Below are 26,502 nucleotides of genomic sequence, written 5' to 3'. Positions count from 1 at the left end.
GGCCTGGCGGGACGCTTTTCCCCGCCGGGCCTGCCGGCTTTGGCCTGCCCCGGGTACCCGTAAGGGCCCCATGTCAAATCGAGCCGGACCCGAGCGCTGAACTCACCATCCTTGAACGTAGGACTCTCGCACCCTGAACGTAGGACTCACGCGTTCTGAACGTACGACTCACGCGTTCTGAACGTAGGACTCACGCGTTCTGAACGTAGGACACGCGCGTTCTGGAGGTAGGACACGCCGGGTTAGTCGATTTTGGTCATCCAGCCGTGCGGGTCGGGGACCTGGCCCTGCTGGATGCCGGTCAGGTGGTTGCGCAGCCGCATGGTCACGTCACCGGTCCGACCGCCGGCCACCGAGAACTCGCCCTCCGCGTGCTTCACGTACCCCACCGGCGTGATCACCGCCGCCGTGCCGCAGGCGAACACCTCGGTCAGCTCCCCGGACTCGGCCTTCTTCTCCCACTCCTCCGTGGAGAACCGCCGCTCCTCGACCGCGTACCCGAAGTCGGCCGCCAGCCGCAGCAGCGAGTCCCGGGTGATCCCCGGCAGCAGCGCGCCCGACAGCTCCGGCGTCACCACCCGCACGTCCTCACCCGACCCGAGGACGAAGAACAGGTTCATCCCGCCCATCTCCTCGACCCACCGCCGCTCCACCGCGTCCAGCCACACGACCTGGTCGCAGCCCTGCTCGGCGGCCTGCGCCTGCGCCACCAGCGACGCCGCGTAGTTGCCCGCGAACTTCGCCGCGCCCGTGCCGCCCGGGGCCGCCCGCACGTACTCCGTGGACAGCCACACCGTCACCGGCTTCAACCCGCCGGCGAAGTACGACCCCGCGGGCGAGGCGATGAGCACGTACAGGTACTCCTTCGCCGGCCGCACGCCGAGGCCCTTCTCGGTCGCGTAGAGGAACGGCCGCAGGTACAGCGACTCCTCCGGGATGGACGGCACCCACCGCCCGTCCACCGCGAGCAGCTCCCGGATCGACCCCAGGAACAGCTCGTCGGGCAGCTCGGGCATGGCGAGCCGGCGGGCCGACGCGCGGAAGCGCTCGGCGTTCGCCGAGGGGCGGAAGGACGCGATCGAGCCGTCGGGCTGGCGGTACGCCTTGAGCCCTTCGAAGATCGCTTGGCCGTAGTGCAGCACCATGGCCGCCGGGTCCAGCTCCAGCGGGTGGTAGGGCTCGACGGCGGCGTCGTGCCATCCCCGCTCCTGGCTCCAGCGGATCGTCACCATGTGGTCGGTGAAGTGCTGCCCGAAGCCCGGCTTGGCGAGTACCTCCGCAACGCGCTCCGGGGTCGCCGGCTGCGGGTTGGGGGTCCGGGTGAAAGGCAACGCGGTCGTCATGGCAGCACGATAGCCGCCACTGGGACGTCGGAAAATCGCTGTCCCGATGCTCGGACATCCGACCATCCGGACGGATCAGCCGACGGCGTGCCGCACTCGACCCAGCGCGAGCAACCCGGTACCCAGCGCGACCCCCGCCCCGGTCACGACGAGGGCCGTCGAGGGCGCGCTCATCGCCAGCAACACCGACAGCCCCAGGCCCAGGCACGCCGTCCGCATCGACCACGTCCGGTCGTCCTGGAGCAGCACGCGCGCCGAGGCGTTCGTGAACCCGTAGTAGAACGCCGTGCCGCACGCGCCCACCGCCAACGCGGTCGACGGCGGCAGCGCCACCACGCCCAGCACGGCCAGTCCCGCGCCCGCGACCTCCAGCGGCCAGCCGGCCCGGATCGGCGGCAGGTCACCCGTCTCGGTCATGCCGACCAGCGTCCGCCGCGCCGACGCGAGCACGAAGCACAGCGACGACACCGCCGCCACCGCCGCGCCGACCGCGAGCACCGGCAGCAGCCACTGCCCGTCGGCCGCCACCAGCGCGTCCCGCAGCGGCGCGGGCGACAGCGCCAACCGCGCCGGCCCGAGCTGACGCAGCAGCGCCGCGCCGACCGCGACGGCCACCACCAGCACCACGCCGATCGTCGCCGGCACCGCGAAGTGCAGCACGCGGGACGGGAACACCCGGTCGCCGTCGTGGGGCGCGGTCACCCGCTCGAACCCCAGGAAGACGGCGAACAGCAGCGACGACGCGGCCATCAGGCCCTCGAACCCGGGCGACTCCCCCGCCGCGACCGGGTTGCCCTCCGGCGGCGCGACCGAGAAGCACACCAGCACCACCAGCAGCAGCACCCCGAGCACCACGGCGAGCGCCGCCGCGCTGAGCCGCGTGCCCCACCTGACGCCGGCCGCGCCGAGCCCGGCCGTCACCACGAGCAGGGCCACCGCCGCCGCCACGCGCTGCTCCGGGAACACGTAGGAACCGAACACGCCGGCCACCGCCGCCGCCATGCCGGCCCGGCCGACCAGGTGGGCGCTCCCGCCGATCCGCGCCGGCCACGGGCCGAGCTGGTTGCGGATGTAGGCGTAGCCGCCTTGGGCGTCCGGGTAGGCGCGGTGCTGGTCGGCGGTGGAGAACGCACAGCACAGCGCGGCGACCGAGGCCAGGAGCAGACCGGGGAGGAACCAGGGGCCCGCGACGGCCGCGGCGGGGCCGAATCCGGTGAACACACCGGCCCCCAGGGTCGCGCCGAGAGCGAGCACCACGGCCCCCGCACGGGGCGTGATTTTCACCGGTACACAGTCCCAGATCAACCGGGTGACCGCGAACGCCCGGCCGGTTGACCCCCATTCGTGTTAATTGTTACTCATTGCTATCGAAGGTGCGGCCGACATGGGTGTGAACGAGACCTTTAGCATTCGTCACGATCCACCCTCATCCCGCCGCACGCCCAGGAAGCGCCGGGAGGACCCGTCAAGGAGCCGCAGTGACCGCGCCGAAGTTGGCCATCACCGACAGTGACCTGAGCACCACCGCCGCCGACGCCGTCGTGGTTGGCACGATCCAAGGCCCGGACGGCCTCGCCCTCGCCGCCGGCGCCGAGGCGGTGAACGCCGCGTTCGACGGCGCGCTGCTGGAGGTGCTCGACGCCGTCGGCGCGACCGGCAAGGCCGACGAGGTCGTCACCGTGCCGACGCTCGGCAAGCTCGCCGCCCGCGTCGTGCTCGCCGCCGGCCTCGGCAAGCCCGCCGCCGACGGCACGGTCACCGAGGACCAGGTGCGCCGCGCGTCCGGCGCCGCCGCCCGCGCGCTGGGCGGCAGGAAGCGCGCCGTGACCACGCTGTCCGCCCTGCACCTCGGCCCCGCCGTCGAGGGCACCGTGCTGGGCGCGTACTCGTTCACCGCCTACAAGTCGAACAAGGGCGACGGCCCCGTCGCGCGCGTCGACCTCGTCGCGCCGGCCGAGGGCACCGTGCGGGCGCACCGCGCCACGCTCAAGGCGTCGACCGCGATCGCCGAGGCCGTGACCACGACCCGCGACTTCGTCAACACCCCGCCGAACGACCTGTTCCCGGCGTCCTTCGCCGATCGCGCCGCCGCCCTGGCCAAGGCCGAGGGGCTGGAGGTCGAGGTGCTGGACGAGAAGGCGCTGCGCAAGCAGGGCTTCGGCGGCATCCTCGGCGTCGGCGGCGGTTCCAGCCGCCCGCCGCGCCTGGTCCGCATCACCTACCGCGGCCCGAAGGCGGGCAAGAAGGTCGCGCTCGTCGGCAAGGGCATCACCTTCGACACCGGCGGCATCTCCATCAAGCCCGCCGCCGGCATGGACGAGATGACCTCGGACATGGGCGGCGCGGCGGCCGTGATCGCCACCGTCGTGCTCGCCGCGAAGCTGAAGTTCCCGCTGGAGGTCACCGCGTGGGCCCCGATGGCGGAGAACATGCCCTCGGGCACCGCCTACCGGCCCGGCGACGTGCTGACCATGTACGGCGGCAAGACCGTCGAGGTGCTCAACACCGACGCCGAGGGCCGGCTCATCCTCTCCGACGCCATCGTGCGCGCCTGCGAGGACAACCCCGACTACCTGATCGAGACGTCCACGCTCACCGGCGCGCAGGTCGTGTCGCTGGGCAAGCGGACCGCCGGCGTCATGGGCACCGACGAGTTCCGCGACCGGGTGGCCGCGCTCGGCCGCGCGGTGGGCGAGCAGGCGTGGGCCATGCCGCTGCCGGAGGAGCTGCGCGGCGACCTCGACTCGCGGGTCGCCGACATCGCGAACGTGGCGGGGCACCGGTTCGGCGGCATGCTCACCGCGGGCGTGTTCCTGCGCGAGTTCGTGGCCGAGGGCGTGTCCTGGGCGCACATCGACGTGGCGGGTCCGGCGTTCCACTCGGGCGGCCCGTACGGCTACACCGCCAAGGGCGGCACCGGCGTCCCGGTCCGCACCATGGCCGCGGTGCTGGCCGACATCGCGGCCAACGGCTGACCGACACCGACCGCCCCCTCGACGCCGGTCGGTTCACGACGCCGGTCGGCTCACGACCCGGACCGGGGCAACGCCCCCGGACGGGGCGGCGGTCCGATCACCTCGCGGTCCGGCCGGCGGCCCGGTCGGCGCTCGACGCCGATCAGTTCGCGATGCTGATCACCTGGCGCACGGTCCCCGGGTCGGCCAGGCAGCGCACCACCAGCGCCGCCAGGTCGGCCCGGGACACCGTCCGGCCGCCGCGCACGTTCACGCCGACCGCCGTGCGGTACGCGCCCGTGCGCGGCCCGTCGGTCAGCCGCGGCGGGCGGACGATCGTCCACTCCAGACCGCTCGCCCGCACGACGTCCTCCATCCGGGCCATGTCACCCCACGGGTGCCTGAACACCCGCCGCAGAACGGGCTTCACGAGGTAGCGGCTGACCGGGTCGTCACCCTCGGTCACCATGCCGCTGTTGCTGACCACGACCAACCGGCGCACGCCGTGCGCGCCCATCGCCGCGATCGCCGACCGCGTGCTGTCGGTCTGCACGGACGTCGGCCGCCCCACCGCCCGCGGCCCGATCGCCGACACCACCGCGTCCGCGCCGGCGACGTGCGGCCCGAGCGAACCCGGGTCCATCACGTCGGCCACGGTGTCGCGGCCGTTCGGCGCGCGCACGATCGCGGTGACCTCGTGCCCGGCCTCCCGCGCCAGCTCCACCACCCTCGTCCCGGTGCCGCCACTCGCGCCGAGAACCGTGATCCTCATGCGTCCGCCCTTCGGTTGGTGAGCACTCACTAACCACTAGGGTAGCCCCATGAGCACACGCGACCGCATGCTCGACGCGGCGGCCCACGTCCTGCGCACCAAGGGCCTCTCGCGCGCGACCACCAAGGAGATCGCCAAGGCGGCGGGCTTCTCGGAAGCGGCGCTCTACAAGCACTTCGCCGACAAGACCGAGCTGTTCCTGGCCGTGCTGCGGGAACGCGCGCCGAGCGACTTCCCGGCCCGGCTGGCCGCGCTGGAACCCGGCGTCGGCGACGTGCGCGAGACGTTGGCCGACATCGCCGCCGCCGCGATGGCCTTCTACCGCGACACCTTCCCGATCGCGGCGTCGCTCTTCGCCGAACCGGCGTTGCTCGCCGCCCACCGCGAGGCGCTGAACGCGCGCGACACCGGGCCGCAGACCGTCCCGCAAACGCTCGCGCGGTACCTGGAGGCCGAACGCGCGCTGGGCAGGCTGCCGGCGGCGGTGGACCCGCGGTCCGCGGCGGAACTGCTGCTGGGCGCGTGCCACTACCACGCGTTCCTCGGGTTCTTCACCGACTGGCCCACCGAGCCGCGCGCCCTGGTGGCGACGCTGTGGGCCGGGCTCGACCGCCCGTTTCCCACGTGACGGACGCCGACCACCACATAGTGAGACAGCCCAGGCCGGCACGGCGCGCCGCCCGGGCGCGCCGGGGCTCAGGACTGGTTCTTGCGCCGCGAGTACTCGCGCATCCGCTTGGGGTAGCCGACGATGCCCGCGTCGTAGATCGGGATGCCCAGCTTCTTGGCCAGGCGCTTCGCGCCCTCCGTGCCGTCGATCCGCCGCCGGGTCCACTCGCCGTCGTGCGCCACGAGCACGACCGTGGTCTCCGTCACGGTCGTCTTCGGTTCGACGTACGCCTCCACGCCCCGGCGCGCGGCCGCCCACTGCTCCAGGTGGCCGGTGTCCGTGGACGTGGCCGTGCGCAGCACACCCGGCCGCTGCTTCCTGCGAAAACGGTCGAACAGGCCCACCGGGCCACCTCCTGCCGGAACCTCAGGCGACCATGGTGCCGGCGCGCGTGTGAAAGCGGGGCCAAATCCTCCGAACAGGACACCGCGTCGCCGGCGTTCGCACGGTAGTGACAAGATGGCAACCACACGCGCGCACCCGCGCGGAGTAAGGCATCAAGCTCTCCAGGGAGAACCCGTGACCGACACCTCCGCCGACCTTGTGATCCTCGGTGGCGGCTCGGGCGGCTACGCCTGCGCGTTCCGCGCGGCCGAGCTCGGCCTGTCCGTCATCCTGGTCGAGAAGGACAAGCTGGGGGGCACGTGCCTGCACCGCGGCTGCATCCCCACCAAGGCGCTGCTGCACGCGGCGGAGGTCGCGGACAACGCGCGCGAGGGTGACCAGTTCGGCGTGAAGTCCTCGCTGGAGGGCATCGACATCGCGGGCGTCAACTCGTACAAGGACGGCGTGGTCAGCCGCCTCTACAAGGGCTTGCAGGGCCTGGTCAAGGCCAACAAGGTGACCCTGGTCGAGGGCGCGGGCACGTTCGTCGGCCCGAACGCGGTCGAGGTGGACGGGCAGCGCTACACCGGCAAGAACGTGGTGCTGGCGACCGGTTCCTACGCGCGCAGCCTGCCCGGCCTGGAGATCGGCGGCCGGGTGATCACCAGCGACCAGGCGCTCAACCTGGACTTCATCCCGGAGAAGGTCGTCGTGCTGGGCGGCGGCGTCATCGGGGTCGAGTTCGCCAGCGTGTGGTCCTCCTTCGGCGCGGACGTCACCATCGTGGAGGCGCTGCCCCGCCTGGTCCCGGCCGAGGACGAGTACGCGTCCAAGCAGCTGGAGCGCGCGTTCCGCCGCCGCGGCATCAAGTTCAAGACCGGCGTGAAGTTCACCGGCGCCACCCAGGACGAGTCCGGCGTGTCCGTGACCCTGGAGTCCGGCGACGTGCTGGAGGCCGACCTGCTGCTGGTCGCCGTCGGCCGCGGCCCCAACACCGCGGGCCACGGCTACGAGGAGGCGGGCGTCGCGCTGGAGCGCGGGTTCGTCGTCACCGACGAGCGGCTGCGCACCAACCTGCCGGGCGTCTACGCGGTCGGCGACATCGTGCCCGGCCTGCAGCTCGCGCACCGCGGGTTCCAGCAGGGCATCTTCGTCGCCGAGGACATCGCCGGGCTGAACCCGAAGGTCATCGACGAGGCGGGCATCCCGCGCGTGACCTACTGCAAGCCCGAGGTCGCGTCGGTCGGCCTGTCCGAGGCCGCGGCCAAGGAGAAGTACGGCTCCGCGGAGACGTTCGTCTACGACCTCGCGGGCAACGGCAAGAGCCAGATCCTGAAGACCGCCGGCGGCGTCAAGCTCGTGAAGGCGCCCGACGGCCCGGTGGTCGGTGTCACGATGGTGGGCGAGCGGGTCGGCGAGCTGATCGGCGAGGCCCAGCTCATCTACAGCTGGGAGGCTTACCCCGAGGACGTGGCTCCGCTGATCCACGCCCACCCGACCCAGACAGAAGCCCTCGGCGAGGCCTTCCTCGCCTTGGCCGGCAAGCCGCTGCACGTGCACGGCTGACCGTCGCACCCCAGTCAGCCGATCCCCGACTTACGCACGAGGAGTCAGCGAACGATGGCCTTCTCCGTCCAAATGCCCGCACTCGGCGAGAGCGTCACCGAGGGCACGGTCACCCGCTGGTTGAAGCAGGAGGGTGACCGCGTCGAGGTCGACGAGCCGTTGCTGGAGGTGTCCACCGACAAGGTCGACACCGAGATCCCCTCGCCCGCGGCGGGCGTGCTCCAGAAGATCGTCGCCCAGGAGGACGAGACCGTCGAGGTCGGCGCGGAACTCGCCGTCATCGGCGACGGCTCGGGCTCCGGGTCCTCCGACGAGTCCGACTCGACCACGGGCGCGGCCACCGCGCCCGCCGAGGAGGCGCAGCCGGAGCCCCGGTCCGCGCCCGAGCCGGAACCGGCCCCGCAGGCCGAGGCGGCCCCGGCCCAGGCTCCCGCGCAGTCCGGCGGCGGCTCGGCCGACGGCACCCCGGTGACCATGCCCGCGCTGGGCGAGAGCGTCACCGAGGGCACCGTCACCCGGTGGCTGAAGGCCGTCGGCGACTCGGTCGAGGTCGACGAGCCGCTGCTGGAGGTGTCCACCGACAAGGTCGACACCGAGATCCCGTCGCCGGTGGCGGGCACGCTGCTGGAGATCACCGCCGGCGAGGACGAGACCGTCGAGGTCGGCGGCAAGCTCGCGGTGATCGGCTCGGGCTCGCCCGCGCCGGCCGCCCAGGAGGCCCCCAAGCCCGCGCCGGCCCCGGCCCAGGAGGCCCCGAAGCCCGCCGAGGCCCCGGCCCAGGAAGCCCCGGCCCAGGAGGCGCCGAAGCAGGAAGCGCCCGCGCCCGAGGCCCCGAAGCAGGAGGCCCCGAAGCAGGAGCAGGCCAAGCCCGCCGAGGAGTCGTCCAACGGCGCGCCGTACGTGACGCCGCTGGTGCGCAAGCTCGCGTCGGAGAACGGCATCGACCTGTCCACGCTCAAGGGCACCGGCGTCGGCGGCCGGATCCGCAAGCAGGACGTGCTGGCCGCCGTCGAGGCCGCGAAGGCCCCGAAGCAGGAGGAGGCCAAGCCGGCCGCCGCCGCGCCCGCGTCCGCGCCCGCCCAGCGGGTCGCCACCGCGCCGGCGGACACCAGCGGCAAGCGCGGCACGGTGCAGAAGCTGCCCCGGCTGCGCCAGATCGTCGCCCAGCGCACGCGCGAGTCGCTCCAGGTCTCGGCGCAGCTCACCCAGGTGTTCGAGGTGGACGTCACCAAGATCGCCCGGCTGCGCGCCAAGGCCAAGGCGGCGTTCGAGCAGCGCGAGGGCACGAAGCTCACGTTCCTGCCGTTCTTCGCCAAGGCGGCGGTCGAGGCGCTCAAGCAGCACCCGGTGCTCAACGCCTCGATCGACGAGGAGAAGAAGGAGGTCGTGTACCACGGCGCCGAGCACCTGGGCATCGCGATCGACACCGAGCGCGGCCTGCTGAACGCGGTCATCGCGAACGCGGGCGACCTGAACCTGGCCGGCCTGTCGCACAAGATCGGCGACCTGGCGGCGCGGGCGCGGGCCAACAAGCTGACCCCGGACGAGCTGACCGGCGGCACGTTCTCGCTGACCAACCTGGGCAGCAACGGCGCGCTGTTCGACACGCCGATCATCCAGCAGCCGCAGGTCGGCATCCTGGGCGTGGGCGTGGTCAAGAAGCGGCCGGTGGTGATCACGGACGAGAACGGCGACGACACCATCGCCATCCGGTCCATGGCCTACCTGGCGCTGACCTACGACCACCGGCTGGTCGACGGCGCGGACGCGGGCCGGTTCCTCACCACGGTGAAGAACCGCCTGGAGGAGGGCGCGTTCGAGGCCGACCTGGGTCTCTGACGGCACGAGCCGCGAAGGCCGCTCCCGGTGCGCCGGGGGCGGCCTTCGCGCGTGGTGCGGGTGACACGTTCGCCGCTGTGCAACGGCGCCCCCGCTGCGAGACGATCAACCCATGCGGGTTGTCATCGCGGGATCGTCGGGCTTGATCGGCACCAGTCTGGTGGTGGCGCTGCGCGGCGCCGGGCACGAGGTGCTGCGGCGCGTCCGGCGGCCGGCCGCGGCGCCGGACGAGCGGAGCTGGGACCCGCCCGCCGGCCGGATCGACGCCGGCACGTTCGACGGCGTGGACGCGGTGGTGAACCTGTGCGGCGCGGGCGTCGGGGACAAGCGGTGGAGCGACGCGCGCAAGCAGGTGCTGCTGGACAGCCGCACGGTCCCGGCCGAGGTGCTGGCCGCGGCCGTGGCCGAGCACGGCGTCCCGGTGCTGGTCAACTCGAGCGCCGTCGGCTACTACGGCGACACCGGCGACGAGGTCGTGGACGAGACGAGCCCGTCCGGGGCCGGGTTCCTGGCGGAGCTGTGCCGCCGGTGGGAGGCCGCGACCGCGTCCGCCGAGGGGCACGCCCGGGTGGCGCGGCTGCGCACGGGCCTCGTGATCAGCCCGTCCGGCGGCCTGTTCGGCAAGATCAGACCGCTGTTCTCGGCGTTCCTCGGCGGGCGGCTGGGCGACGGCCGCCAGTACCTGCCGTGGATCTCGCTGGACGACGCGGTCTCGGCCATCCGGTTCGTGGTCGAGCACGACGTGGCCGGCCCGGTGAACGTGACCGCGCCGAGCCCGGTCACCAACGCCGAGTTCACCCGCACGGTCGGGCGCGCGTTGCACCGGCCGACGCCGTGGGTCGCGCCCGCGTTCGCGTTGCGGGCGGTGCTGGGCGACATGGCGGACGAAGGTCTGCTCGCCGGTCAGCGCGCGGTGCCGCGGGTGCTCGAACGCGCCGGCTTCCGGTTCCACCACCCCGCGCTGGAGGCCGCCGTGGCGGCGGCCGTCGGCCGGTGATCGCGCTGGTCGGCGTCGTGCTGGCGCTGGCCTCGGCGGTGCTGGGCCTGACCGTCCGGCACCGGCCGCCGGCGCTGGACCGCGAGCTGCACCAGGCGGCGGTGGACCTCGGGCCGGGGTTCGTGCACTCGGCCGCGGTGGTGAGCTTCGTGCTCAGCCCCGGGCTGGCCACGATCGCGTTGGTGTCGCTGGGGTTGCGGGCGTTCCTGGCCCGGGACGCGGTGGTGGCGCGGTGCGCGGCGCTGCTCGCGGTCTGCTGGGCCACGGTGTTCGCCCGGCACGCCTACCAGCGGGTCCGGCCGATCGACTTCCCGAAGTGGTCCTACCCGAGCGGGCACGTCACGGCGGTCACGGCGGTCGCGTTCACCGGCGTGGTGCTGTGCGCGTGGATGGCGCGCCGGCGCCTGCGGCTCGCGGTGGCGTTGGCGTGCGCGGCGGTGCTCGCCACGGCGGCCAGCCGGGTCGTGCTGGAGATGCACTGGTTCACCGACACGCTCGGCGCGGTGCTCGCCGTGGTGGGCGTCGGCCTCGTCGTCGCCCGTGCCCTGGGGTTGCTGCCCGTGGGCGTAGGGTCGAGACGTGAGCAGTCCTGACCTTTCCTGCCGCACCTCGACGGACCCGATCGAGGTGCGCGAGCTGGGCACCATCGACTACCTGGCCGCGTGGGACCTGCAACGGGAGCTCGCCGAGGCCCGCGCGGACGGCGCGATCGGCGACACGATGCTGCTGCTGGAGCACCCGCCCGTCTACACCTGCGGCCGGCGCACCTCGCCGGAGGAGCGGCCGAGGGGCGGCGACGTGCCGGTCATCGACGTGGACCGGGGCGGCAAGATCACCTGGCACGGGCCGGGCCAGCTCGTCGGCTACCCGATCGTGGGGCTGGCCGAGCCGTTGGACGTCGTGCAGTACGTCCGCCGGCTGGAGCAGGCGCTGATCCACGTGTGCGATCGGCTGGGCGTGCGCACGGGGCGCGTCGAGGGCCGCAGCGGGGTGTGGATCCCGGCCGACGAGCGGGGCGGCGAGCGCAAGGTCGCGGCGATCGGGATCAGGGTGCAGCGGGGCGTCACCATGCACGGGTTCGAGATCAACTGCGACGCCGACCTGTCCGCGTTCGGCGACATCATCCCGTGCGGCATCCGGGACGCCGGGGTGGCGTCGTTGTCGCACGAGCTGGGCCGGGCCGTGACCGTGGCCGAGGTGCTGCCGCTGGTCCGGGAGGCGGTCGTGGACGCGTTGAACGGCGACCTGCCGGTGACCGAGCGGACGCTGGACCGGTCGGGGCCGGTCGCGGCCGGGGTGACGTTCGCCGTGCGCGGCTGATCCGTCCGGCTCCTGACAAGCCCATCCGACCTCTCTAGGTTCCGTAATCACGGATGACCAGAGGGGAGAGTCGTCGTGCTCCTGACCCGACGAGACCTGCTCCGCACCTGTGGCGTGGCGGGGGCCGCCACGCTGGCGCCCACCGCGACCGCCGCGGCGACGGCCGGGCCGGACGACTGGTTCGGCTGGTTGCGCGCCCACCGGCGGCAGGTGGCGGCCGTGCTGGACGACGGCCGCGGCGGGCGGGTCGCGCACCGGCCGGACGAGCGGCAGCCGTTGGCGTCGGCGGTGGCGGTGGTGCACCTGGGCGCGTACGCGCGGGCCGTCGAGGCGGGCGCGGCGCGGCCGGAGGAGCGGGTCGGCGTCGGCGAGTGGGAGCGGTACCACCTCGACGTGGGCGGTGGCGCGCACCAGGCGTCGTTACGCGCGTTGGGCATCCGCTCCACCAACGGCGTCGTCGCCGACGACCCGCACCACGCCGTCACGCTGGACGACCTGGTCGCGGCCGCGGTCCGGCACGGCGACCACGCGGCGGCGGACTTCCTGCGGCACCGGTTGGGCGAACAGGCGCTCCGGGAGACCGCGGCGCGGTGGCCGACGCTGCCCGTGCCGGAGGTCCTGGGCGAGGTGCTGCGCCTGGTGCTCGGCCGCCGGGTGGACGTGCGACGGTACCTCGACGACCCGCGGTTGCAGTTGGAGGTGATCGGGCGGCTGCCCGACGTGCCGCGCAGCCCCGAGGGGCGGCGTCCGTGGGCCGGCGGCACGTGGACGGGCACGGCGGCGGGGCTGAACCGGGCGCACCGGGCGTTGACCGCCGTGCCGCTCGCCCGCGCGCACCTGGAACGCGCCGACGCCGACCTCGGCCACCCGCTGCCGCCGGGCGTGGCGGGCGTCGGGTTCGCGGGCGGGTCGCTGCCGGGCGTGGTCGCGGTCGGCTTCGGCGTGCGGTGGGACGACGGCTCGGTGGGCAGCGCGGCCGTGCTGGTCGAGGAGGTGGACGAGCCGTGGGCCGGCCGGGCCGGCGAGCTGGCGGAGCTGGTCCGCCGGGCCCTGCTGGAGCCCGTCGTGCTGCGGGAGTTCCGGGCGAGCCTGTCGTAGGGGGTGGGCAGGCGCTCGGGCCGCCCACCCCCGCGACGGGCCGGTCAGCCCCGGAGTTGCGGCGCGACGGCGGCCGCGACCAGCTCCACGTGGTCGAGGTCGGCGAGGTCGAGCACCTGGAGGTAGACGCGGTCGATGCCGGTCTTCTCGCGCCACGAGCCGAGCCGGTCGACCACCTCGTCGGGCGTGCCGGCCAGGCCGTTGCGGCGCAGCTCGTCCACCTCGCGGCCGATGGCGTCGGCCCGGCGGGCGACCTCGGCGTCGTCGCGGCCGACGCACACCACGAGGGCCGCCGACCGGGTGATCTCGGCCGGGTCGCGGCCGATCTCGGCGCACGCCGCGTCGACCCGGGCGAGCACCTCGACGGCGCTGTCCACCGGCTGGAACGGCAGGTTGAACTCGTCCGCGAACCGCGCGGCGAGCGCCGGCGTGCGCTTGCGGCCGGTGCCGCCGACCAGCACGGGGATCCTGTGCGCGGGCTTGGGCAGCGCGGGCGAGTCGGCCAGCCGGTAGTGCGTGCCGGTGAAGTCGAAGGTCTCGCCGACCGGCGTGTTCCACAGGCCGGTGATGATCTCCAACTGCTCCTCGTACCGCTCGAAGCGCTCGACCGTGGACGGGAACGGCAGCCCGTACGCGGTGTGCTCGGCCTCGTACCAGCCCGCGCCGAGGCCGAACTCGACCCGTCCGCCGGACATCTGGTCCACCTGCGCCACGGAGATGGCCAGCGGGCCGGGGTGGCGGAACGTGGCGGCGGTCATCAGCGTGCCGAGCCGGATGGTCTCGGTGTCGCGGGCCAGGCCCGCGAGCGTGATCCAGGCGTCGGTCGGGCCCGGCAGGCCGTCCACGCCGCCCATCTTGAGGTAGTGGTCGGAGCGGAAGAACGCGCCGTAGCCCGCGGCCTCGGCGGTGCGCGCCACCGCCAGCAGGTCGTCGTAGGAGGCCCCTTGCTGGGGCTCGGTGAAGATGCGGAGTTCCACCCGGGTGACGCTAGTCGGGTGGGTGGGGACGTCGCGATCCGAGCGTCGTCACCGCCGCCGTGACCTGGATCGCCTGTCGTCGGCGGCGGGCTCCTCGGCGGGGGCGTCGGCGCGCACGCGGAGCCCTTCCACGACGCGCACGATGGTGCGCTCCACCTCGGCGCTGGCCTTGCGCGGGTCCGACGAGCCCGCGATGGTGCTCGCGCCGGCGGACAGCGCGCCGAACAGCAGCCTGCTCATCGTCTCCACCGGCAGCTGCTCCAGCTCGCCGGAGGTGACCAGCACCTCGATCGTGGAGCGCAGCAGGCCGTAGCTGAAGTGCTCCTCGGCCTCGCGCCAGCGCTCCCAGCCCATCACCACCGGGGCCTCGTGGATCACGATCCGCTGGTAGGCGGGCTCCAGGCAGACGCGGACGTACGCGCGCAGGCCCGCGATGGCGGTGTCCCACGGGTCGCCGGGCGCGCTGACGATCTCGCCGAGCTTCTCGATGAACTTCGTCTCGACCGAGTCGAAGGCGGCCTCGAACAACGCCTGCTTGCCGCTGAAGTGGTGGTACAGCGCGCCTTTGGTGAGCCGGGCCCGCTTGGCCACCTCGTCCAGGGACGTGCCCGCGTACCCCCGTTTGGTGAACAGCTCCACGGCGCTGTCCACCAGGGCGCGCCTCGTCGACTCCGAGTAGTCCAACCGCCTCGACCGCACTGTCACCACGTTCACAACCGTACGACATACCGACGGTACGTACCCGTGGTATGTTCGTCTCATCGGCCATACCGACGGTATGCGACAGACCTGGGGTATGACGCCGGTCACGACGAAAGGAGGGCGTGATCATGGGTTGGACCGACTTCTACCGGCGGCGCGACGCTCTGGACGCCGTGCTCCACGCCGCGGCGGCGGACCCCGCCGCGCCCCTGACGTTCGACCGCGACCTGTTCGCCACCGGGGACGAGCTGCTCCTGGCCCTGCACTACCGCTGGATGCAGCAGCTCACCGGCCGCCTGGGCACGGCCCTGGCCGACAGCGACGACGACCGCGTCGAGACCGTGGCCCGCACCTGGCGCGCCCTGGCCGCCGAGCAGCCGGTGCTGCGCGCGGTGCTCGACGCGCACCTGACCGACGCCGGGGCGATCGGGCGCGAGCAGCGGATGCTGGCGCTGACCGCGGGCCTCGCGGAGCTGTCCGAGCCGGCCGCGGAGATCACCCGCGTGGGCGCGGCGTTCGCGAACCTGCTGCGCTCCGGCCCGGCCGCCGTCGTGCCCGACCGGCGCCGCGGGCTCGCCAAGAGCGCCTGAGCGCCGGTTAGGTGTGGGGCATGCCGAAGTGGAACACCCGCAAGTGGGACACCGCCGACATCCCCGACCAGGGCGGGCGCACCGCGCTGGTCACGGGGGCCAACTCGGGCCTGGGCCTGCGGACCGCGCAGGTGCTGGCGGAGAAGGGCGCGCACGTGCTGCTCGCGTGCCGATCCGCCGAACGCGGCCGGCGGGCCTTGGAGCAGGTGCTCGCCACCGGCGGCCGGGCCGAGGTCGTGCCGCTGGACCTGGCCGACCTGGCGTCGGTCCGCGCGGCCGCCGCGCGGGTGCGCGAGCGCACCGGTGACGCGCTGGACGTGCTGGTGAACAACGCGGGCGTGATGGCGGTGCCGAAGGGCCGCACCGCCGACGGCTTCGAGACCCAGTTCGGCACCAACCACCTCGGCCACGCGGCGCTGACGTGGCTGCTGATGCCCGCCCTGCGGACCCGGCCGGGAGCGCGCGTGGTGACCGTGTCGAGCCTGCTCCACCGGATCGGCCGGGTGGACCTGGCCGACCCGAACTACGAGGCGCGCCGGTACTCGGCGTGGGCCGCGTACGGGCAGTCCAAGCTGGCGAACCTGCTGTTCGCCCGGGAGCTGGACCGGCGGGCGCGGGCCGCGGGCGTGGACGTGACGTCGGTCGCCGCCCACCCCGACGCGACCGCCACCGAGCTGAGCGCCAACATGGCGCGGGCCAGGGGGAACCCGCTGCTCGGCCTGGGCACGAAGATCAGCGACCTGTTCTCGCAACCGGTCGCGCTCGGGGCGTTGCCGCAGCTCTACGCGGCCACCTCGCCGGACGTCGAACCGGGCGGCTACTACGGGCCGGACGGGTTCCGCGAGACCCGCGGCCACCCCGCCCCGGCGCGCTCCACCCCGGCCTCCCGCGACCAGCTCGCGGCCAACCGGTTGTGGGACTTGACGGCCGAGCTGACGGGCGTCGCGCCGGACCCCTCGTGACGTAGGGTTGAGGTCGTGACCGTCGTACCTGAAGGTCGGAAGCTGCTGCGGCTGGAAGTCCGCAACAGCCAAACGCCCATCGAGAAGAAGCCCTCGTGGATCAAGACCAAGGCGAAGATGGGCCCCGAGTACCGGGAGCTCAAGGGCCTGGTCAAACGCGAGGGCCTCCACACGGTGTGTGAAGAGGCCGGTTGTCCCAACATCTACGAGTGCTGGGAAGACCGGGAGGCCACCTTCCTGATCGGTGGCGAGCAGTGCACCCGACGCTGCGACTTCTGCCAGATCGACACCGGCAAGCCCGCCGACCTCGACCGCGACGAACCGCGGCGCGTGGCGGAGTCGGTGCAGGCCATGGGTCTGCGGTACTCGACCGTGACCGGGGTGGCGCGTGACGACCTGCCCGACGGCGGCGCGTGGCTGTACGCCGAGACCGTCCGCCAGATCCACGCGATGAACCCCGGCACCGGCGTCGAGCTGCTGATCCCCGACTTCAACGCGGTGCCCGAGCAGCTGGCCGAGGTGTTCGCGTCCCGGCCCGAGGTGCTCGCGCACAACCTGGAGACCGTGCCGCGGATCTTCAAGCGGATCCGTCCCGGGTTCCGCTACGAGCGGTCGCTGGAGGTCCTGACCGCGGCCCGCGAGGCCGGCCTGGTGACGAAGTCCAACCTGATCCTGGGCATGGGCGAGACGCCGGACGAGGTCGCCGAGGCGCTGCAGGACCTGCACGACGCGGGCTGCGAGATCATCACCATCACGCAGTACCTGCGGCCCTCGCCCCGGCACCACCCCGTCGAGCGGTGGGTGAAGCCGGAGGAGTTCGTGACGCACAAGGAGACCGCCGAGCGCATCGGGTTCTCCGGCGTCATGGCCGGTCCCCTGGTCCGCTCGTCGTACCGGGCCGGGCGGCTGTACGCGCAGGCCGTGCAGAAGCGCGGCGACGTGCTGCCGGACGAGCTGCGCCACCTGCTGGAGGCGGGCAGCGCGGCCCAGGAGGTCACCTCACTGCTGTCGGCTCGCTGACCACCACGCCGTCCAGCGCCCGGACGTAATCCGCTCCGAAGGCGCTGGACGGCGTGTGCGCGCCCGGCGTCGTGTCGGCGAGGCGTTGCGCCGCCTTGACCACGGAGTCGGCCGTGAGGTCGTAGGCGTTCGGCCCGGTGAGCGCGGCGCGGACCCGGTTGCCCTCGCCGTCCCACGCCTCGCCGAACACCTCGCAACGCGTCCTGGCCCTGGTGGCGTCGTCCGGGCCGCCGACGCGCCGGGCGAGGGCGTCGGCCAGCCGGCGCACGGGCGCGGCCCGCAGCAGCGGCGCGGTGAGCGGCTGGAGCCGGCCGAGCGCGCCGGGGATCGTGGTGAACGTGGTGACGTTCGGGATGCCGGTGGACCGGTAGGCGGTGCTCACGTCGCCCCACGGGATCGCCCCGACCTCCCGCGGCCGGTCGCGGAAGTGCGCCGTGCGCCGCCGGTGGCCGAGCCGGACGCCGCGGATCTCACCGCCCACCCGCACCCGCCCGCCGCCCCCGGACCCCTCGACGGCCGTCCGCGCCGTGCCCGCGCTCGCACCGCCCTGGACGACGAACGCGAGGTCGAGGTGCGTGGCCGTCGGCAGGGCGCGGTGCAGCATCGCCGCGAGGCAGTCGGTGGGCACCACGTCGAACCCCGCGCCGGGCAGCAGCACCACACCGGCCCGCTCGGCGTCCTCGTGCCGGCGCGCCACGGCCTCGAAGACGTCGATCTCCCCGGTGATGTCGAGGTAGTGCGTGCCGCTCCGGAGGCAGGCGTCCACCATCGGCCCGGAGGTGGCCGAGAACGGCCCGGCGCAGTGCGCCACCACGTCCACGTCCGCGAGCGCCCGTGCCGCGTCCGGGAGCCCGAAGACCCGGTGCTCCAACCCCAGCCGGTCGGCCAGCGGGCGGAGCTTCGCCGCGTCCCGCCCGGCGAGCACGGGCGAAAGCCCCCGCCGCACCGCCAGTTCCGCGACCAACGTGCCGGTGAAGCCGTACGCGCCGTAGACCATCCACCTCATGCGCTAGAACCTACCGACAGGTAGCTACCGGGGCGACCGGCGCACCGCACTCCCGACCAACAACCCCGCCCCGACCGCGCCGACCGGTATCCCCCACCACAACCGCTGCCCCCGCAGCCGCTCGCAGATCCGCACGAACGCCGCGCCTTCCGCCTCGACCGCCACGGCGTCGAACCCCATGCCCACACCGTTGCCGCAGGCGATCGTGACGCCTTCGGCGGAGTCGGTGGTGAGCGGCAGGAGCAGGATGAGCAGCCCGGCCAGGAGGAACGCGACACCGACGACGGCGGCGACGACCCTGGGCGACATGGGAGGACGCTACGTCCCGGTTCGGCTCGGGCATAGGGGGATGTCACAGGGGGAGACCGGGTTAGCGGCCCCTAATGGACCATCCGGCCCAGTGCGGCGCACGGCGTCAGGACCGGCACCCGGCCGCGCCACGCGACGCCCGCCCGGAAGTCCGCCGGATCGCGGTCGAACCCACCGTGCGGGCGTGGGACCGGCCGGGCGCACCTTGATCACAGCCACCTGATCAGGCGACGGACTTCACCGCCCGCCGGTGGTTCGATGGCACCGTGCGATCAGCCGACCCCGCGCCCCTGGTCGTGTTCGTCGTCGGCGCTCCCGGAGCGGGCAAGAGCACGGTGGTCCGGCACCTGGCCGAGCGCCTACGGTGCGCGGAGTTCCTGAGCGGCGACGTGCTGCGGCGCACCGCCGAGGAGGACACCGAGATCGGGCGCGACGTCGCCGACCGGCTGTCCCGCGACGAGACGATGCCGGTGGCGCTGTACTGCCGGATCGTGCGGCGCGAGGTCGGGCGCGGTCGCCACACCGGCCTCGTCTTCGACGGGTTCCCCCGGACGGTGGAGCAGTGCCTGGCCATCCCCGCCGTGCTCGACGCCGCCGGACTGCCGGGCGCGGACGTGCTCGGGTTGGGGCTGCACGTGCCGGCGGCGGTGTCGATCGACCGGATCCGCCGCCGCAACGAGCGCGCCCAGGACACCGCGCACGAGGCCCGGACGCGGTTGTCGACCCACGCCCGGAGGGCCGCGGACGTCGCCCGGGCCTTCGCCGAACGGTGGCCCTACGTCGAAGTGGACGCGACCGCCCGCGTCGAGCGCGTGGTCCGCGCCGCCTTGGCGGCGCTCTCAGGGCAGGTCCACCACGTCGCCGAACGCCGCTGACTCGCGCGCGAGCGAGGCGAGGTCGACCGGTTCGCGGGCGAACGAGAACTCCGGGCTGTCCAACAAGCCGTGCGCGCGTGCTTCCAGCCACGACAGCTCGCGGTACTTGTCCGGCGCCATGAACTGCGCCCCGAAGTCCCAGCCGACCCCCGACACCTGCCGGTCGCCGTAGAGCCGCCGGGCCCGTTCCCGGTAAACGTCCGCGGTGACGGTGTCGGGGTGGTTGAACGACAGGTCGAACCCGTTCGCGCCCAGGCCGAACACGGCCAGGCCGTACAGGATCGTGCACTCGACCCCGATCCGGGCGCAGAACCCGGCGATGCGCCGGGCGCCGACCGCGCTGCCCGCGTAGGACAGCAGGAAGAGCCGTTCGAGGCGGTGCACCTGCCGGTACGCCTCGAGGGCCGCGACCACCGTGGCGCCGGACGCGACGGTGTCACCGACGACGAGGCAGGGCCTGCCCGCGTCGAACCGGGCGTAGGAGACGTCGATCTTGGCGTCGTCCGCCGCGACGTCCACCCGCGAGGTGGCGACGAGGTTCGTCGGCAGGTTGATCTCGACGGACTCGGCCGCGGCGGCGAGTTGGTAGGCCAGTCCCTTGCTCAGGATCACCAGCTCCGCCGCGTCGGCGAGTTCGTCGGCCAAGTGGGCCACGAACAGCCGGCTGGCGGCGAAGCAGGCCCTCCGGTAGGGCAGGCCGATCAGCCCGCGTTCGAACAGGACCCGCTCCAACGGCCGGTTCTCCACGATGTGGAGGCCGGGCCCGACCGCGCGGACCCGGCTCTCCCCCACGTCAGGGCGCATCGCGGTGCGCCGTCACCGGTGGACGCCGAGCCGGTGCAGGGCGTCCAGCATGGGCCGGTCGCCCGCCAGCACGTTGGACCGGTACTCGTCTATCGACGCCCGCAACCAGGCCGGGGGCACGACCGGGTCGCGTGGCGCGCCGGGGAGCCTGCCCAGCGCCTCACCGGCCCCGGTGAAGTCGTCCACCACCTCCAGGGCCAGCGACGCGACGTGCGGGTGCACGTAGTCGCTGACGCGGGCGCCCCGGTACTCCAGGTGGTCCCGGCGGTACTTCGAGTTGCGCGGCGCCACCACGATCACCGGCGTCCGCAGCGAGGCGGCGGCGGCCATCTCCACCCCGATGCCCAGGCCACGTCGCTCGCGCGCGTCCACGACCACCGCGGACGCCGTGAGCACCTGGTACATGTCCCGGCCGAACTGCCCGAGCACGTTGGTCGGATCGGTGATCGGGTCGTCCGGGTTCAGGAACACCACCTCCAGCGGGTGGGCGCCCTCCCGGACCTGCTCGCGCTCCAGGTCGGTCCAGCACAGCTTCCGCTCATCGCCCTCGCCCTTCGCGATGGAGCCCGAGCAGTACACCGAAATGATCATCGATCTCCCGTTCCGGTCATGCGTGCAGCGAGTCCGCCGCGGTTCGGACGGCGGACTCCGCCTGAGCCAGGGATTTCACCTCGGCCGGCCGGGAAGCGCGTGAGCGCACCACCGCCCGGCGCAGACCTTCCATCCGATCCGGGGACTGGCTCGCCACGGCGATCGAGCCGAACTCCGGGGTGGACCGCAGGTGGACCAACTCGGCCCACGAGGCGGTGACGTGGACGAAGTCGGCCAACCCGAGCCAGTGGAGCGCGAGGTCCAGGGCTCGCGCGGACACGGCGGACACGCCCGGGTCCTGCTCCACGCCGCAGGACAGCCCGCCGAAGGGGAAGTCGCGCAGGATGGTGGCGTCGAGGTCGTGCAGGTAGCTCGACAGGTAGGCGTGGGAGACGAACCAGCCGATGCGCGCCAGTTCCTCCGGGTGCGGGCGGGTCGGGATCGCCCGGGCGACGAACCGGGTGACGAACGCCTGCTCCCCCAGCCTCTCGGGCACGGCCCGCAGCTCGCCCTCCGGCTCCCGGTGCCCCGGTGGCCAGTGCCTGGCCAGGCTCGACGCCAGTCGACCCAGCTCCCCGTCGCGGCCCAGGGCCGCGTCCCACCGGCAGGCGATGTGGTCGGCGGTCGAGCCGGCCCCGCGAGGACTCCAGACCAGGTCCCGGGCCAGGGCGGGGGACAGCGGGGTCACGTACGGGTTCTCCGGGTCCGCGCGGTACTCGGCGGCCTTCCGCTCGCCGTACCGCATCACGTCCGGGGTCGGTGCGCAGTAGGCGACCTGGCGCAGCGCGACCAGGTCGCGCAGCCGCTCCAGGAGGCTCGGGATGCCCGGCACCTCGAACAGGTAGGAGGCGGGCATGACCAGGTTCGCGTCGGTCGCCAGCACGGCGAGGCGCGTCGCGTGCAACGCCTGCTCGGTGGTCAACTGCGGTTGCCCGCGCCGAAGGGGGAAGCCGTAGCAGTGCAGGATCTCCGGGTTGAGGTACTGCACGAAGACCGGTCGGGTCCGGTCGTAAAGGGGACCGGCCGGCGGAACGCCGCTCAAGTGGATGTCCCGCCCCGCGACGAAGGCGTCGCGGGCACTTGCCACGACCTGGGTCCGCATCCCGGACACCGATGCCACCGAGGCGACCACCGCTCACCCCGGCACAAATCCACGAGCGAACCGCCAGCCCACGTCCCACCCCCTGACCAGCGCGAATGACGAGGCTAGCAACGCGGACGGCGGGAACTTCCGCATTTATGTGGCACTGGCCACACCAACACCCCAAAGAGTGCACGAATTCCACGGGACGGGGCCGCTATTCCGACCCGGAAGGCCTGCCGCAATGCGCGCGGGAAAACGAGCACCCAGTCCGGGGAGAGGCGACCGATCCCATTTTTCGCCGTGCGACGGCCGGCTCGACGCCGATTGATCGGCACGTGCCCGGCGGCGGACGACGGGACCAGAGGAGGCCACCCCGGCGGCGTTCGCAGGGCGAAGCGCCGGAGCGGAGCCCGACGACGTGGGGGCCAGGGGCGACCGCCCCGACGGGGTCCGGGGGCGGAGTCCGCCCCGGCGGGGTCCGGGGTTGCACCGCCGGACCGGCGCAGTGGGCGCGGCAGGATTCGAACCTGCGACCGCTCGGGTGTAAACCGAGTGCTCTTCCGCTGAGCTACGCGCCCCCGAAGCGCCGGCGGACGGCCGGCGCCGGGAAGGTATCAGGCCAGGGCGGCCACGGCCTTCTTCCACGCTTCCTGGTCGCGCGGTTCGCCGGGTGCGTTCACCTCGGCGTAGCGGACCACGCCGGCGGTGTCGATCAGGAACGTGCCGCGGTTGGCCAGGCCCGCCTGCTCGTTGAACACGCCGTAGGTCCGGGCGACCTCGCCGTGCGGCCAGAAGTCGGACAGCAGCGGGAACTGGTAGCCCTCTTGGGCGGCCCACGCCTTCAGGCTGAACGGCGTGTCCACGGACACACCGATGACCTGCACGTTCTCGTCCTCGTACACGGCCAGCTCGTCGCGCACCTGGCACAGCTCGCCGGTGCAGATGCCGCTGAACGCGAACGGGTAGAACACCAGCAGCACGTTGCGCTCGCCGCGGAAGGAGGAGAGCGTCACGGGCTGCTTGTTGTAGTCGTTGAGCGTGAAGTCCGGGGCCTGAGCGCCGACCTCGACCATGCAACCCTCCACAGTACGCCGCTGACCGCGGACAACCCGAAGAACGGGCTCCACCCGATCGGGGAGCCCGCCGTCGAGCCTAGGGCATGGGCGGTCGGCGACCCGTCGTGGTCAGCGCTTCGTCTTGACCGACTTCGGGGAGACGAGCCTGGTCGCGGACCAGTCGGCGCTCACCGTGATGTTGGAGGTCTGGGCGAGCCCCGCGGTGGACACGGCCTCGGCGATGTCGCTCGGCTCGACGTGACCGGCCCGGCCGGTCTTGGGCGTCAACACCCAGATCACGCCGTCGTCGGCCAACGCCGTCGTGGCGTTGATCAGGGCGTCGGCGAGGTCGCCGTCCTCCTCGCGCCACCAGAGCAGGACCACGTCCACGACTTCGTCGGAGTCCTCATCGAGCAGATCACCGCCCACCCGCTCCTCGATCGCGGCACGGAGGTCGTCGTCGACGTCCTCGTCCCAGCCGATCTCCTGGACCACGCTGCCCGGGTCGATCCCGAGCCTGTCGGCGACACCGATCTTGCCGGCGTCTTCCGCGGCGACCACGGCTTCCACTCCTCCAAGTACACAAGAGCGGCAGCCGGGTACGACTGCCGCGCGATGTCACTACCAGTCGCGGCTAGCGAACACTGTCAGCCCCGCCACGCGCAACCGTAACGGCCAAGACACGCCGCATCGGGTACCCCCCGGTGCGGCCGCCGAACGGCATGAGGCAAGCTCGACACACCTCCTATTCGCGCGCGCGAGGGACACGATCCAGAATTACTCACCGGTAGAGGTGACGGGAGCGTGACCGGCGGGCGACGATGGGAGTCGAGAAGACCCCGGAACGAGGAGATCCCTTGGCCCCGCAGAACACCCCCGAGCGGGTACGCGTCATCCGTGACGGTCTGGCCGCCCACCTCCCCGACATCGACCCGGAGGAGACCGCGGAGTGGCTGGAGTCGTTCGACGCCGCGCTCAAGGGCGGCGGGCAGCAGCGCGCCCGCTACCTGATGCTGCGGCTGCTCGAGCGGGCCAGGGAGAGCCACGTCAGTGTCCCTTCGCTGACCAGCACGGACTACGTCAACACCATCCCCACCGAGCGCGAGCCGTGGTTCCCCGGCGACGAGGAGGTGGAGCGCCGCTACCGGGCCTGGATCCGGTGGAACGCGGCGATGACCGTGCACCGCGCGCAGCGGCCCGGCGTCGGCGTGGGCGGACACATCTCGACCTACGCGTCGTCGGCCAGCCTCTACGAGGTGGGCTTCAACCACTTCTTCCGGGGCAAGGACCACCCCGGCGGCGGTGACCAGGTCTTCATCCAGGGCCACGCCTCCCCCGGCGTGTACGCCCGCGCGTTCCTCGAGGGCCGGTTGACCGCCGAGCAGCTCGACGGCTTCCGCCAGGAGTTCTCGCACGCCGGCCCGGGCGGCGGCCTGCCGTCGTACCCGCACCCGCGGCTGATGCCGGACTTCTGGGAGTTCCCGACCGTCTCCATGGGCCTCGGCCCGATGAACGCGATCTACCAGGCGCGGTTCAACCGCTACCTGCACGACCGCGGCATCAAGGACACGTCCGACCAGCACGTGTGGGCGTTCCTCGGCGACGGCGAGATGGACGAGCCGGAGTCGCGCGGCCTGCTCCAGGTGGCGGCGAACGAGCAGCTGGACAACCTCACCTTCGTGGTCAACTGCAACCTGCAGCGCCTCGACGGCCCGGTGCGCGGCAACGGCAAGATCATCCAGGAGTTGGAGGCGTTTTTCCGCGGCGCGGGCTGGAACGTCATCAAGGTCATCTGGGGCCGCGAGTGGGACGCGCTGCTGCACGCCGACCGCGACGGCGCGCTGGTCAACCTGATGAACACCACGCCGGACGGCGACTACCAGACGTACAAGGCCAATGACGGCGCGTACGTGAAGGAGCACTTCTTCGGCCGCGACCCGCGGACGAAGGAGCTGGTCGCGCCGATGTCCGACGACGAGGTGTGGAACCTCAAGCGCGGCGGCCACGACTACCGCAAGGTCTACGCGGCGTACAAGGCGGCGGTGGAGCACCACGGCCAGCCGACGGTCATCCTCGCCAAGACCATCAAGGGCTACGGCCTGGGCCCGCACTTCGCGGCGCGCAACGCCACGCACCAGATGAAGAAGATGACCCACGAGGACCTGAAGCTCTTCCGGGACAGCCTGCGCATCCCGATCGCGGACAAGGACCTCGACCCGTACCTGCCGCCGTACTACCACCCCGGCAAGGACGCCCCGGAGATCCAGTACCTGCTGGAGCGGCGCCGCCAGCTCGGCGGGTTCGTGCCGGAGCGGCGGACCAAGTCCAAGGCGCTGGTGCTGCCCGGCGACAAGGTCTACGACGTGGTGCGCAAGGGCTCGGGCAAGCAGGAGGTCGCCACCACGATGGCGTTCGTCCGGCTGGTCCGCGACCTGGCCAAGGACCCGGAGATCGGCGGCCGGATCGTGCCGATCATCCCGGACGAGGCGCGCACGTTCGGCATGGACTCGATGTTCCCGGCGCAGAAGATCTACAACCCCAACGGGCAGATGTACACGTCCGTGGACGCCCAGCTGATGCTCGCCTACAAGGAGAGCGAGCAGGGCCAGATCCTGCACGAGGGCATCAACGAGGCCGGCTCGACCGCGTCGTTCACCGCGGCGGGCACGTCCTACGCCACGCACGGCGAGCCGATGATCCCGATCTACATCTTCTACTCGATGTTCGGGTTCCAGCGCACCGGCGACGGCCTGTGGGCGGCGGCGGACCAGATGGCGCGCGGTTTCGTGCTGGGCGCGACGGCCGGCCGGACCACGCTGACCGGCGAGGGCCTCCAGCACGCGGACGGGCACTCGCTGCTGCTCGCGCACACCAACCCCGCGGTGGTGGCGTACGACCCGGCGTGGTCGTTCGAGGTGGCGCACATCGTCCGGGACGGCCTGCGGCGGATGTACGGCGAGAACGCCGAGAACATCTTCTACTACATCACCGTCTACAACGAGCCGTACCAGCAGCCGGCCGAGCCCGCGGACCTGGACGTCGAGGGCCTGCTCAAGGGCCTGTACCGGTACCGGTCGGCGCCGGCGCAGAGCGGGCCGCGGGCGCAGCTGCTCGCGTCCGGCGTGGCGATGCCGTGGGCGGTCAAGGCCCAGCAGATGCTGGCCGAGGAGTGGGGCGTGCAGGCCGACCTGTGGTCCGCGACGTCGTACTCGGAGCTGCGGCGCGAGGCGGTCGAGGTCGACCGGCACAACCTGCTGCACCCCGACCAGGAGCCGCGCGTGCCGTACGTGACGCAGGCGTTGGCCGACGCGGCGGGCCCGGTGGTGGCGGTGTCCGACTGGATGAGCGCCGTGCCGGACCTGATCCGGCCGTACGTGCCGACGGACATGACCACGCTGGGCACGGACGGGTTCGGGTTCTCCGACACCCGGCCGGCGGCGCGGCGGCACTTCCTGGTCGACGCCGAGTCGATCGTGGTCGCCACGCTGGCGGCGCTGGCCAAGCGCGGCGAGGTCCAGCAGTCGCTGGTCGTGCAGGCGGCCCGGCAGTACAAGATCGACGACGTCGGCGCGGCCGGTCCGTCCACCACGGACGCCGGCCTGGCCTGATCGGCGGACCCCGGGGCGGTCAAAAGTTGGTTTTAT

The 26,502-nt window shown here is 73.0% G+C and carries 26 protein-coding genes and 1 tRNA gene; 13 read left to right on the top strand and 14 right to left on the bottom strand.

All coding sequences use genetic code 11. The annotated features are described in order from the left end of the window. Positions 1 to 242: 242 nt before the first annotated feature. Entirely contained in the window at positions 243 to 1,343 is a 1,101-nt protein-coding gene (locus tag ACFXGA_RS30430; RefSeq protein WP_378093798.1) for a branched-chain amino acid aminotransferase, read from the bottom strand. A 75-nt stretch (positions 1,344 to 1,418) separates the two neighbouring features. Further along, positions 1,419 to 2,627: an APC family permease gene (locus tag ACFXGA_RS30425; protein ID WP_378093796.1), complete on the bottom strand. Its 1,209-nt coding sequence runs from the start codon at positions 2,625 to 2,627 to the stop codon at positions 1,419 to 1,421. Positions 2,628 to 2,821: 194 nt separating this feature from the next. Between ACFXGA_RS30425 and ACFXGA_RS30420 the strand changes: the two genes are divergently transcribed. Further along, the gene (locus tag ACFXGA_RS30420) at positions 2,822 to 4,318 is read left to right on the top strand and encodes a leucyl aminopeptidase (protein ID WP_378093794.1); all 1,497 of its coding nucleotides are present in this window, start codon (positions 2,822 to 2,824) and stop codon (positions 4,316 to 4,318) included. A gap of 142 nt (positions 4,319 to 4,460) precedes the next feature. Here the strand turns inward: ACFXGA_RS30420 and ACFXGA_RS30415 are convergent, their stop codons facing one another. After that, positions 4,461 to 5,069 (bottom strand): NAD(P)-dependent oxidoreductase, encoded by a 609-nt coding sequence (locus ACFXGA_RS30415; RefSeq protein ID WP_378093792.1) that lies wholly within the window; start codon positions 5,067 to 5,069, stop codon positions 4,461 to 4,463. Between the two features lie 49 nt (positions 5,070 to 5,118). Here ACFXGA_RS30415 and ACFXGA_RS30410 point away from each other — a divergent pair, with 49 nt between their 5' ends. Then, a complete protein-coding gene (locus tag ACFXGA_RS30410; protein WP_378093790.1) occupies positions 5,119 to 5,697 on the top strand; it encodes a TetR/AcrR family transcriptional regulator in 579 nt (192 codons plus the stop codon). Positions 5,698 to 5,765: 68 nt separating this feature from the next. Here the strand turns inward: ACFXGA_RS30410 and ACFXGA_RS30405 are convergent, their stop codons facing one another. Further along, entirely contained in the window at positions 5,766 to 6,083 is a 318-nt protein-coding gene (locus ACFXGA_RS30405) for an oxidoreductase (protein ID WP_378093788.1), read from the bottom strand. A 175-nt stretch (positions 6,084 to 6,258) separates the two neighbouring features. On the opposite strand from ACFXGA_RS30405, the gene lpdA reads away from it, so the two are divergent. From lpdA to ACFXGA_RS30375, 6 genes are all read left to right on the top strand, one after another. After that, positions 6,259 to 7,629 carry a dihydrolipoyl dehydrogenase gene (gene lpdA, locus ACFXGA_RS30400; protein ID WP_378093786.1) on the top strand — a complete coding sequence of 457 codons (1,371 nt, stop codon included), beginning with the start codon at positions 6,259 to 6,261 and terminating at the stop codon, positions 7,627 to 7,629. Between the two features lie 54 nt (positions 7,630 to 7,683). Beyond that, positions 7,684 to 9,468: a 2-oxoglutarate dehydrogenase, E2 component, dihydrolipoamide succinyltransferase gene (gene sucB / locus ACFXGA_RS30395; protein WP_378093784.1), complete on the top strand. Its 1,785-nt coding sequence runs from the start codon at positions 7,684 to 7,686 to the stop codon at positions 9,466 to 9,468. Between the two features lie 112 nt (positions 9,469 to 9,580). Beyond that, positions 9,581 to 10,465, top strand: coding sequence for a TIGR01777 family oxidoreductase (locus ACFXGA_RS30390; RefSeq protein ID WP_378093782.1), 885 nt, complete (start codon positions 9,581 to 9,583; stop codon positions 10,463 to 10,465). After that, a complete protein-coding gene (locus tag ACFXGA_RS30385; protein ID WP_378093780.1) occupies positions 10,462 to 11,058 on the top strand; it encodes a phosphatase PAP2 family protein in 597 nt (198 codons plus the stop codon). Before ACFXGA_RS30390 ends, ACFXGA_RS30385 begins: the two co-directional genes overlap by 4 nt. Next, positions 11,045 to 11,785, top strand: a complete 741-nt coding sequence (gene lipB / locus ACFXGA_RS30380) for a lipoyl(octanoyl) transferase LipB (protein WP_378093778.1) — start codon at positions 11,045 to 11,047, stop codon at positions 11,783 to 11,785. Before ACFXGA_RS30385 ends, lipB begins: the two co-directional genes overlap by 14 nt. 75 nt (positions 11,786 to 11,860) lie before the next feature. After that, on the top strand, positions 11,861 to 12,883 hold the full coding sequence (locus ACFXGA_RS30375; protein ID WP_378093776.1) for a serine hydrolase: 1,023 nt from the start codon (positions 11,861 to 11,863) through the stop codon (positions 12,881 to 12,883). A 44-nt stretch (positions 12,884 to 12,927) separates the two neighbouring features. Here ACFXGA_RS30375 and ACFXGA_RS30370 read toward each other — a convergent pair whose 3' ends face one another. Next, the gene (locus ACFXGA_RS30370) at positions 12,928 to 13,860 is read right to left on the bottom strand and encodes an LLM class F420-dependent oxidoreductase (protein ID WP_378093774.1); all 933 of its coding nucleotides are present in this window, start codon (positions 13,858 to 13,860) and stop codon (positions 12,928 to 12,930) included. Between the two features lie 48 nt (positions 13,861 to 13,908). Further along, positions 13,909 to 14,559: a TetR/AcrR family transcriptional regulator gene (locus ACFXGA_RS30365; RefSeq protein ID WP_378093800.1), complete on the bottom strand. Its 651-nt coding sequence runs from the start codon at positions 14,557 to 14,559 to the stop codon at positions 13,909 to 13,911. 131 nt (positions 14,560 to 14,690) lie between these two features. Here ACFXGA_RS30365 and ACFXGA_RS30360 point away from each other — a divergent pair, with 131 nt between their 5' ends. The 3 genes from ACFXGA_RS30360 to lipA are packed head-to-tail and all read left to right on the top strand — an operon-like array spanning position 14,691 to position 17,134. Next, on the top strand, positions 14,691 to 15,152 hold the full coding sequence (locus ACFXGA_RS30360; RefSeq protein WP_378093772.1) for a hypothetical protein: 462 nt from the start codon (positions 14,691 to 14,693) through the stop codon (positions 15,150 to 15,152). Positions 15,153 to 15,172: 20 nt separating this feature from the next. Further along, positions 15,173 to 16,114, top strand: a complete 942-nt coding sequence (locus tag ACFXGA_RS30355) for an oxidoreductase (protein ID WP_378093770.1) — start codon at positions 15,173 to 15,175, stop codon at positions 16,112 to 16,114. A gap of 15 nt (positions 16,115 to 16,129) precedes the next feature. Continuing rightward, positions 16,130 to 17,134, top strand: a complete 1,005-nt coding sequence (gene lipA / locus ACFXGA_RS30350) for a lipoyl synthase (protein WP_378093768.1) — start codon at positions 16,130 to 16,132, stop codon at positions 17,132 to 17,134. Here lipA and ACFXGA_RS30345 read toward each other — a convergent pair. Next, complete coding sequence (locus ACFXGA_RS30345) at positions 17,109 to 18,140, bottom strand: saccharopine dehydrogenase family protein (RefSeq protein ID WP_378093766.1); 1,032 nt, start codon at positions 18,138 to 18,140, stop codon at positions 17,109 to 17,111. The genes lipA and ACFXGA_RS30345 overlap by 26 nt on opposite strands. A 24-nt stretch (positions 18,141 to 18,164) precedes the next feature. Beyond that, positions 18,165 to 18,449 (bottom strand): hypothetical protein, encoded by a 285-nt coding sequence (locus ACFXGA_RS30340; protein ID WP_378093764.1) that lies wholly within the window; start codon positions 18,447 to 18,449, stop codon positions 18,165 to 18,167. Positions 18,450 to 18,715: 266 nt separating this feature from the next. Here ACFXGA_RS30340 and ACFXGA_RS30335 point away from each other — a divergent pair, with 266 nt between their 5' ends. Then, positions 18,716 to 19,324 (top strand): nucleoside monophosphate kinase, encoded by a 609-nt coding sequence (locus tag ACFXGA_RS30335; RefSeq protein ID WP_378093762.1) that lies wholly within the window; start codon positions 18,716 to 18,718, stop codon positions 19,322 to 19,324. Here the strand turns inward: ACFXGA_RS30335 and ACFXGA_RS30330 are convergent. From ACFXGA_RS30330 to ACFXGA_RS30305, 6 genes are all read right to left on the bottom strand, one after another. Beyond that, positions 19,289 to 20,128 (bottom strand): hypothetical protein, encoded by an 840-nt coding sequence (locus ACFXGA_RS30330; RefSeq protein ID WP_378093760.1) that lies wholly within the window; start codon positions 20,126 to 20,128, stop codon positions 19,289 to 19,291. The genes ACFXGA_RS30335 and ACFXGA_RS30330 overlap by 36 nt on opposite strands. Before the next feature lie 12 nt (positions 20,129 to 20,140). Further along, the gene (locus ACFXGA_RS30325) at positions 20,141 to 20,719 is read right to left on the bottom strand and encodes a hypothetical protein (RefSeq protein ID WP_378093758.1); all 579 of its coding nucleotides are present in this window, start codon (positions 20,717 to 20,719) and stop codon (positions 20,141 to 20,143) included. A 16-nt stretch (positions 20,720 to 20,735) separates the two neighbouring features. Further along, positions 20,736 to 21,821 carry a hypothetical protein gene (locus ACFXGA_RS30320; protein ID WP_378093756.1) on the bottom strand — a complete coding sequence of 362 codons (1,086 nt, stop codon included), beginning with the start codon at positions 21,819 to 21,821 and terminating at the stop codon, positions 20,736 to 20,738. Between the two features lie 488 nt (positions 21,822 to 22,309). Then, positions 22,310 to 22,381 (bottom strand) — tRNA-Val (locus ACFXGA_RS30315). Positions 22,382 to 22,417: 36 nt separating this feature from the next. After that, entirely contained in the window at positions 22,418 to 22,876 is a 459-nt protein-coding gene (locus ACFXGA_RS30310; protein WP_378093754.1) for a peroxiredoxin, read from the bottom strand. A gap of 111 nt (positions 22,877 to 22,987) precedes the next feature. After that, a complete protein-coding gene (locus tag ACFXGA_RS30305) occupies positions 22,988 to 23,419 on the bottom strand; it encodes a DUF3052 domain-containing protein (protein WP_378093752.1) in 432 nt (143 codons plus the stop codon). A 296-nt stretch (positions 23,420 to 23,715) separates the two neighbouring features. Between ACFXGA_RS30305 and aceE the strand changes: the two genes are divergently transcribed. Beyond that, the gene (aceE, locus tag ACFXGA_RS30300) at positions 23,716 to 26,466 is read left to right on the top strand and encodes a pyruvate dehydrogenase (acetyl-transferring), homodimeric type (RefSeq protein WP_378093750.1); all 2,751 of its coding nucleotides are present in this window, start codon (positions 23,716 to 23,718) and stop codon (positions 26,464 to 26,466) included. Positions 26,467 to 26,502 lie beyond the last annotated feature (36 nt).

It is taken from the genome of Actinosynnema sp. NPDC059335 (assembly GCF_042752395.1).
Classification (GTDB): Bacteria; Actinomycetota; Actinomycetes; order Mycobacteriales; family Pseudonocardiaceae; genus Actinosynnema.
This window is presented reverse-complemented; position numbering and strand designations above follow the sequence as displayed.

Coding starts and splice junctions, on each gene's coding strand:
- ACFXGA_RS30430 (WP_378093798.1), bottom strand. CDS start 1,343: ATGACGACCGCGTTGCCTTTCACCCGGACCCCCAACCCGCAGCCGGCG.
- ACFXGA_RS30415 (WP_378093792.1), bottom strand. CDS start 5,069: ATGAGGATCACGGTTCTCGGCGCGAGTGGCGGCACCGGGACGAGGGTG.
- ACFXGA_RS30410 (WP_378093790.1), top strand. CDS start 5,119: ATGAGCACACGCGACCGCATGCTCGACGCGGCGGCCCACGTCCTGCGC.
- sucB (WP_378093784.1), top strand. CDS start 7,684: ATGGCCTTCTCCGTCCAAATGCCCGCACTCGGCGAGAGCGTCACCGAG.
- ACFXGA_RS30390 (WP_378093782.1), top strand. CDS start 9,581: ATGCGGGTTGTCATCGCGGGATCGTCGGGCTTGATCGGCACCAGTCTG.
- ACFXGA_RS30360 (WP_378093772.1), top strand. CDS start 14,691: ATGGGTTGGACCGACTTCTACCGGCGGCGCGACGCTCTGGACGCCGTG.
- ACFXGA_RS30355 (WP_378093770.1), top strand. CDS start 15,173: ATGCCGAAGTGGAACACCCGCAAGTGGGACACCGCCGACATCCCCGAC.
- ACFXGA_RS30345 (WP_378093766.1), bottom strand. CDS start 18,140: ATGAGGTGGATGGTCTACGGCGCGTACGGCTTCACCGGCACGTTGGTC.
- ACFXGA_RS30340 (WP_378093764.1), bottom strand. CDS start 18,449: ATGTCGCCCAGGGTCGTCGCCGCCGTCGTCGGTGTCGCGTTCCTCCTG.
- ACFXGA_RS30330 (WP_378093760.1), bottom strand. CDS start 20,128: ATGCGCCCTGACGTGGGGGAGAGCCGGGTCCGCGCGGTCGGGCCCGGC.
- ACFXGA_RS30325 (WP_378093758.1), bottom strand. CDS start 20,719: ATGATCATTTCGGTGTACTGCTCGGGCTCCATCGCGAAGGGCGAGGGC.
- ACFXGA_RS30320 (WP_378093756.1), bottom strand. CDS start 21,821: ATGCGGACCCAGGTCGTGGCAAGTGCCCGCGACGCCTTCGTCGCGGGG.
- ACFXGA_RS30310 (WP_378093754.1), bottom strand. CDS start 22,876: ATGGTCGAGGTCGGCGCTCAGGCCCCGGACTTCACGCTCAACGACTAC.